The sequence below is a fragment of the Hyunsoonleella sp. 2307UL5-6 genome (assembly GCF_047345485.1).
In the GTDB taxonomy this organism is placed as follows: Bacteria; Bacteroidota; Bacteroidia; order Flavobacteriales; family Flavobacteriaceae; genus Jejuia.
On the sequence record NZ_JBLFEN010000014.1, the window covers coordinates 1 to 8,287 of the forward strand.

Annotated in this window: 5 protein-coding genes; all 5 read left to right on the forward strand. The window is 27.5% G+C overall.

What is annotated here, in order from left to right; all coding sequences use genetic code 11:
* Positions 1 to 143 precede the first annotated feature (143 nt).
* The 5 genes from ACKGJY_RS15245 (at position 144) to ACKGJY_RS15265 (ending at position 8,057) form a co-directional block, all read left to right on the forward strand.
* Positions 144 to 3,659: an SIR2 family protein gene (locus tag ACKGJY_RS15245; RefSeq protein WP_413974764.1), complete on the forward strand. Its 3,516-nt coding sequence runs from the start codon at positions 144 to 146 to the stop codon at positions 3,657 to 3,659.
* Positions 3,660 to 3,820: 161 nt separating this feature from the next.
* Positions 3,821 to 5,149: a hypothetical protein gene (locus ACKGJY_RS15250; RefSeq protein WP_413974765.1), complete on the forward strand. Its 1,329-nt coding sequence runs from the start codon at positions 3,821 to 3,823 to the stop codon at positions 5,147 to 5,149.
* Between the two features lie 146 nt (positions 5,150 to 5,295).
* Positions 5,296 to 5,808 carry a hypothetical protein gene (locus tag ACKGJY_RS15255; protein ID WP_413974766.1) on the forward strand — a complete coding sequence of 171 codons (513 nt, stop codon included), beginning with the start codon at positions 5,296 to 5,298 and terminating at the stop codon, positions 5,806 to 5,808.
* 168 nt (positions 5,809 to 5,976) lie between these two features.
* Positions 5,977 to 7,044 (forward strand): hypothetical protein, encoded by a 1,068-nt coding sequence (locus ACKGJY_RS15260; RefSeq protein ID WP_413974767.1) that lies wholly within the window; start codon positions 5,977 to 5,979, stop codon positions 7,042 to 7,044.
* A gap of 221 nt (positions 7,045 to 7,265) precedes the next feature.
* Positions 7,266 to 8,057 carry a lysostaphin resistance A-like protein gene (locus tag ACKGJY_RS15265; RefSeq protein WP_413974768.1) on the forward strand — a complete coding sequence of 264 codons (792 nt, stop codon included), beginning with the start codon at positions 7,266 to 7,268 and terminating at the stop codon, positions 8,055 to 8,057.
* The last annotated feature ends 230 nt before the right edge of the window (positions 8,058 to 8,287 follow it).

Consider the following 8,287-nt stretch of genomic DNA (forward strand, 5'->3'; position numbering starts at 1 on the left):
AATGTATAACCGCAATTACGGCGGATTCGACTACGTCCGAATCCACTCGGAATTGCTAATGTCAGTGCGTAACCGAAAATAATCGCTAATTAACCCGTAACTGACGGTTATACGAGACCGTTACCTGCAAGCTGAAAATCCATATGAAAATAGAACAAAAAATAAAAGATGCTATCCTTCAAAACAACTTGGTGATTTTTGCTGGTTCAGGGCTATCAAGTAATCTTAATTTACCTAGTTGGAAAAAACTAGTTGAGGAAGTTATCAATCAAATTGACAGAAAAGAATTTAATACTCTTTTACCCGTTATGGAAATGGGTGTTATGCAACCAATTGAAGTTTTAGAGAAAATTAAATCTGAACATAAAACAGTAAAATCATACATTAAAGATAATTTCAATGTAGCTTCAAATAATAATTTTGAAATACATAAAAAAATTATTGAATTAACGGGGCAAGTAATTACTACTAATTACGATAATGCTTTTGAAAGTGCATCTAATAATTCAATTACACCATCAATTTATACCGACCAATATAATATAAACGAAATTGGCAAGAACAATAAACCTTACATATTTAAGCTTCACGGAAGCTTTAATGAGCCTTCAAATTGTATAATTTTTGAAGAACACTATGTAAAACTATATAATTCAAACAATGGGGCAATAGAAAAATTAAAAACTATCTTCTCTGAAAAAACTATACTTTTTTTAGGGTTTAGTTTTAATGACCCAGATATAAACTTAATCTTCGACAGCCTTGATAAAGCCTTTGAAAATAATAACAAGCATTTTATCATAACTAAAGAACCTGAAAAATTTGATAGATTTAAATTTCTTAATACCATTAGAATCAACGATTATAATGAGATTAATTCTTTTGTTGATAATTGTTTAAAATATAAAACGAAAGATAAAGATAGTTCTATCATTTCAAAAGTAGAAGTAGATAAAAAAAAGAATACACAAAAAATTGCAATCCTATCACCCAATCCAATTGACTTAAAACTAAATACTGAAATTAATCAGGTCATTAATAATTTTAACTCGTTAGACAGCACTATTTATACTGGTTGTCTAAATATTAAAACGCTCTTGAGTCTTGAAGATTTTGATATTATTATTATTATTTCTAAATCATACAAATCAAACATATACATTGAAGAAGACAATTTGCAAAGCAAATTATTATCGGTTAATGAGATTTGTGAAAATATTCCAAATGAAAATATTCCAATAGTCTTTATAACAGATGATAATATTGCTCAAAATATTATTAATCCTTCTATTTTTATTTCTAGCTTCAAAAATTCTCTAGTAAAAAAATTCATTTACAAAACTTTAAGAAATAAAGAGATAAACTTCCAAGAAGATGAAATAGTAATAAATCTTAGTAAGCTAGATTTTCAACCTTTTAAAGGTGGTTCTGCTAAATTTAAATCAATTTATGGTAATGACCGTGATTTAGACATTGGCAAAAAATCTTTAACGAACATTGTTGGCCGTGTTGAAGAACAATCCATAATTACAACAAGACTTATTAATATAATAAAATCTAACAAACTACTTAATGTAAAAGCTTCTGGTGGCACAGGAAAAACGACTTTAATTAAAAAATGTGCTTATGAGCTATACAATAGAGGTTATTATAAAGCAGGTGTTAATTTCAAATCATGTGAAAATGTAAAAGATTTTGAAGGATTCGAAGAGCTTTTAATAGAAGGATTTAATTTATATAACATTATTGAATTTAAAGAGTATCTTATTCAAAATTACAGTCAAAATAAATTAGACTTATTAGTTATACTTGACAATTTTGAAACAATTAAAAACTCTCTAAATAATGATGAATTAACTAGAGTTAATGAACTACTTAGGTTCGTAACTGATTATGCAAGTATTGTTATTACTTCAAGAGAAACAATAAATAAAAATGAAGATTTTGAAGATGTTTACTCATTAACACCATTGATTACAGATGATGCACTAGTTCTTTTTCAAGAAAACTACGGTTTAATTTATAATGAGGAAGAAATTAGAATATTAAGAATTGATATATTAGAAGATTTACTTAATAACAACCCTCTTGCCATTAAACTTGTAACTAAATCAAGAACCAAGTTTAAACATATTTCGGAGCTTAAAAGACAATTAAAAGCTCACTTTTTTGAATCTACAAATGAAGACTATACTTCGGTGTTTAAAGACAATGCTGATTTAAATATTGAAAGAACAAAATCAATATATCAATCAATAAATTATTCATATTGTACATTAAACGATAAAGAGAAAATAGCATTTCAATTATTAAGCCTGTTTCCTGATGGTATAAGTTTATCTGATTTTAAGAAGTGTTTTAATAAAAGTACTTCGAAAATTAAAATTAGTGACAAGCATTTAAGAACCCTAAGAGATAAATCCTTAGTTGAAGATTACAATGGTACCTTACAACTTCAGCCAATAATAAGAAGGTTTTCAAATTTCAAATTTTCTAAAATACCACAGGAAGAAAAGAAAAAATTCTGTTTAGATGCTTATAGCTATAACTGCTTTATACTAGATTTAATTGAATTTATAGAAAAGAAAAAATCAACATCGGAATCATTGAAATTATCTAGTTTATTTAAAAACAATTTATTAAATGTTTTATCATATATACCTGATATTGAAATAAGCGAAGATAGCTCTGTGCCAGAAAAAAAATACTTGTTAAATTTCATATATGGTGTAGAAGACCAATTTATAAGTAAAAAAGAAGTAAATGAATATTTGGATAAATTATATTTAGTTAAAGAATACTTTTCGGATTTACCAAACGCTGATATCCTTATTAAAGTACTAGCTCTAAATAAGAGGTATTTTCATTTTGAATTTGATGAATCATATGATAAATTATTAAAATTTCTTTCTGTTGCCGAAATGGGTAATAGAATTTTTGACGAAGAAGATTATATTGAGCAGAGATACAAATCCATTGTTAGTGGAATTCATAGTATGGAAGGACATACTCTTAGCCGAATCGAATCATATATTAAAAACGATTATATAAAATCATTTTCAGATGCTCACTTTTTCTATTTAGGTATAACAGATAACATATCTAGAAAGAAAGATGGGTTTTATTACTTTGAGTATGAATTAATGCATAATAGTTGTGATGCTGAAAAATTAAAAAAATATATTGATTCATTATATATGGATGAACATCTAGAAATTATGCAGTCTACATACACTTTATCTAAAATTGAAAAACTAGACAAAAAAACAATTTCAAAATTAGTAGTTACAAACCCTTATACAAAAGGTTTGAAAGAATTGATGCTAGCTTTTAATTCAAATAGTGATGAAAAAAAGAATGATTATTTCAAAAAGGCATTAAATAATCTTTCACATATTAAATATTATTACCTCGAAGCATTATATTATTATTCTCTTTTTCTAAAAGAATATGACAAAGATGAATTTATTAGAAAAAAACAGGAAGGTTTAAGTAAAAGTAAACTATTTCATTACCAATATATTCACCATTTATTCAGTAATATCGAAAACAAAACTGAATATAACTTTGAGTATTCATTTTATCCTACAGAAGGTTTAAAAGAATATGTCAACAAACATAATGAATATTGGAAATCTGAATTTGAAAAGGAAATGTAAAGCCAGCAGGTAACAATGTATATAAAAAATAGGCGAAACAGCAGTATTTACAAAGCTTTTAGCTCATATCAAAATTTGTATTTAACCGTAAGTTTAGTGTTTATAAATCGCCTACTTTTCATATACTAACCGTTAGGGCAAATTTAAAACCAGAATAATAAATGAAAGTTACAGAAGAAGACAAACACTCTGACAAAACAACAATAAGTAATGTTTACGAACAGTTTACCAGAAATATAGAAAGTGTTGAAGCTTTTTTTGAAACTTTTAAATTAAAAGCTCTAGAAGAAGATAAATCAATTTTAGAATCTAGAAAGTCACATTTAGAAAATGCAATTTTAAAAACATTTGGAGAAGAGGGACTTAAGGACTTTTTAAAGGAAATTGAGAAAGAAGATAAAAAAGAGCTACTCAAAGAAAAAAAAGAGGGAAAACAAGAAGAGAAAGAGGAAAAACAAGAAGAGAAAAAAACTGACTCTAAAGAAAAGGTACCTGTCGAAAAATTAGAGGATTTCTTATATCAAATTACAAAAACACCAAAACTTCAAGACAAAAACTTTGAAATACTATCAAATGGAGCTTTTCTGATTTTAAATAATCATTTTGAATATTTATTTGCTGATTTATTAACTTTTCATTTCACAACAAATAAAGAGGTTATAGAAGAAAAAAATATCTCTTTTTCACTTAATGAATTAAAAAATTATTCAACAGTTGAAGAAGCATATAATGACATACTGTTCAGAGAAGTTGAAAAAATACTACTCGATTTATCTTTTGACGAAATTAAAAATTACTTTAAAAAATTAGATGTAAGCCTCTCTGAAAACCTAATCGATTGGCAACTAATAAATGAAATTAGAGAAAGAAGACATTTAATAGTTCATAATAATTCGATTGTAAATAAGAAGTATCTTTCAAGAACAGGAAATCCATTCAATGTTGAGATTGGAAATCAATTAGAAATAAAAGCAGACTATTTGAAAAGCTCTATAGCTGAAATTAAATTAGCTGGAATTATCTTAATAATGAATTGTTGGGGTAAATGGAGTAAAGATAACGTCACAGAAGCAGTTGGGGAATTAATGGATTTAACCTTCGAACTCTTACGAGCTAATAAAAATGACCTTGTGTTAAAAATATGCGAATATATTGACAAGAACATTAAACCTAGAAATGATGATGAAGAATCATATATTTTAAGAGCTAAAATTAATAATTGTATTGCTTTAAAGAGATTAGGAAAGGACACTATTTTGAATAATAAACTAAAAGGTATTCGAACAAGTTCAATGTCACCTATCTTTAAAATAGCAAAACACTTATTAAAAAACGAACACAAAGAAACAATTTCATTAATCAATCAAGCAATAATTGTTGATGACCTAATGAAAGATGATTTTATGGAATGGCCACTATTTGAGGATATTCGTTTAGATGAAGAATTTAATGAATTAGCTATAAAGGAATTTGAAAAAAACTTGCCCTAACACCGTATAAAATTAATTGCTAGTGCAAGCCTACTTACGAAAATCCTCGCGGATTTTCTATTCGGTTTGTATTTGCTAAATTAGTTGCTTAAAACACGCAACTAATCTTATACAAACACGTTACCTGCAAGCTGAAAATTGAAACTATGAAAAAACATTTAGTTATAATTTTACTTCTGATTTCATTAAAAAGTTTTGCCTGTACTTGTGCGATTAAAAAACTTTCCGAATGGCAGAAATATGAATTGGAAAATTCCGAATGTATTTTTATTGGAGAAGTGATTGAAGTAAACGATTCAAATTTGTCATTTAAAATAAAGGTAACGGAATCATTAGATGGTGGAGACTCAATCGGAAATATTTATATCGGAAAAAATTGGAAATATTGCAGTCCTTATGTTCAGGAAAATGGGAAATGGATTGTTTATGGAAATATGGAAGACGGATTTTTACGTCTAAATATGTGCGGAATAAGTAGAAGTTTTGACTATCCAATTGTCAACCCTCTTCCACCTTCGCCAGAACTGTACGAAAAAAGTATGACCGAAAAAGAAAGAAAAAAAGTCTCTGACAAAATGCTAGCTGAGAATATGAAAATTGCGTTATCTGACTTAAAATTGGAAATAATTGCTTTGAGGAAAAGAAGGGATGATGAATAAAAGCCTGCAGGTAACAATGTATAACCGCAATTACGGCGGATTCGACTACGTCAGAATCCACTCGGAATTGCTAACGGCTGTGCTAAACCGAAAATAATCGCTAATTTAACCCGTAACTGACGGTTATACGAGACCGTTGCCATTAATTTAAAGAAACATCGAGAATAAATGAATAATTACGATTTCTACTATCCGATTCGTTTTAGAAATAAAACAAAAAATTTTGATAATCTGTTTAACAGTTGGAAATCTGTAGAAAATACTTTGGGAAGTGCTTACAAAAAAGATGAAGTAATTGACAAGTATTTCGGTAAAGATTTAGATATGGACACAAGGATGTCTAAATATTTTTCTGTATTGTCATATCGGAATTTTGAAGAAAAAGGCTCTAACATTTTTCATTTCACAAAAGAATTATTGCAATTATTGGAACAGACAGATGTTTCAGATATTCAAATTAAGAATATAAAATTTCCGTTTAATAGTTTTTATATATCTGTTAGAGAATTAAATAGACCTTTTACGTCTGACAAAGATGATGACGCAATAATTGATGGAATTTTCATTGAGTTTAAAGACGATAATGAACACGATTTAATGCACGATTATCACATCGGATTTTATTTGTGTGGTTATTCAGAATCAAAAAAGGAACTTGAATTCAAACGAACAAACCTTGACTTGTTAGAATTAACATCAGAACTATCATTTGAATCGAGCGAATCTACAATAACAGATGCAATAGAAGTTGTTCATCAAATTTTAAAAGACACCACAGAAAGCGAAACAACAACAAAAGAATACAAAGAGAAAGAAATAAATTTTCAATTAGAGGATTACAAAAGACTAAAAGACAATCTTAATCTAATAATTAATTGCATAATCTATATTTCTTCCGACAAACCAGACATAGAAAAAGAATATAGAGCAGGAATCCCAAGTCATTTAAACGACCGAATTAAAAAGTCAAATACAAATAGAAAAAAAGAGGTTTTAGAGCAAGAGTTAACCAAGTTTGGTTATACAAAAATCAACCTCATTGGGAAATCATATAAGAGAATTGCGAGCGAAAGTAGTTTAACAACTATAAATCCACATTGGAGAAGAGGACATTGGAGAAATCAACCTTTTGGTACTGAACTTAAAGAAAGTAAACTTATTTGGATTAAACCAACAATTGTTAACAAGGACAAAGGAGAAATCGGAAAAGGACATATATACGGTGTAAAAAACTAATGGCAACAACGTATATAACTCATAGCTAATTAGTTGCTTAACCAAAGTTAAGGCATATATGGAAAGTCGCCAAATTTTTAAATTTGACGATTTCCAATAAAAAAGATAAATAGTAAAATTTAAAAATCTGGCTTGTGCTTAATCCGAAAATAATTTTATAATTTGCACGCTACGAGCCATATACAGAGACGTTAGCTGTAATTAAAAAAACACCGAGAATATTGAAAATAATCAAAGCTATATTATTAACTGCATTACTTTTAGCAATAGGAATTATGCTTGAACTTAGTCTTATCGGACTTGACGAATACACTAACTTAATTAAAAAAGGAACTGAACAACATATCATTGGTATTGCTTATATTTTAATGTGGATTTCTTTTATAATTGTTGCTTACTTTTTTTGGAGACCTAGACCGAATTTAAAATCAGAGTTAAATATTAAACAATTGGATTTCACTTTAATTCCATATTTATTGATAATAGTAATTGGACTTGGATTCGCAACACAACCGATAATTGATTTTAATAGAATTATAGATTTTTATCTGAATTCAGAGACAAAACCATATTATAAATTTTCTGGATTTAGTACATATTTTATATATTTTAGAATTTCAAGTATCTTAATTGCTCCTGTTTTTGAAGAATTATTTTTTAGAGGATTTCTGTTTTCAAAACTTCTTGAAAAAAATAAGGTTTGGATAGCTATTTTGATTTCGAGTTTATGCTTTTCAGCTATTCATTATCCAACCCCTAATAATTTAATTCCAACCTTTATCTATGGTGTAATTGCTTGCATAATTTATATGAAAACAAAGAATATTGTTTACCTCATAATTATTCATTTTTTAAATAACTTATGTTCTATGTTATATTCAATTTTTGGCGACCCATTTTTTGATTGGATCTATGGTCTAAACTATGATTTTATGTATTGGGCTTTGTTTGTATTTGGAATATTAACAACTATTTTAGGAGTAAAAAAAATAACTACAGCTAACACCGTATAAAAAAAATTGCTAGTTTTAGCTAAACCAAAGTTAGTTGCTCGTTTGCTTGCTTCTGATTTTCCTTCGGAAAATCCTCGCACACAAACACGCAACTTTCCTTATACATAAACGTTGTAGTGCATTTAACCAAACCAATGAACAAAACTTTTATTACATTATTATTAGTTCTATTTACAATTAGTTGTAAAGAAAAAAAAGTAGCAAAAGAAAGAACGTTATTAGACTATTTT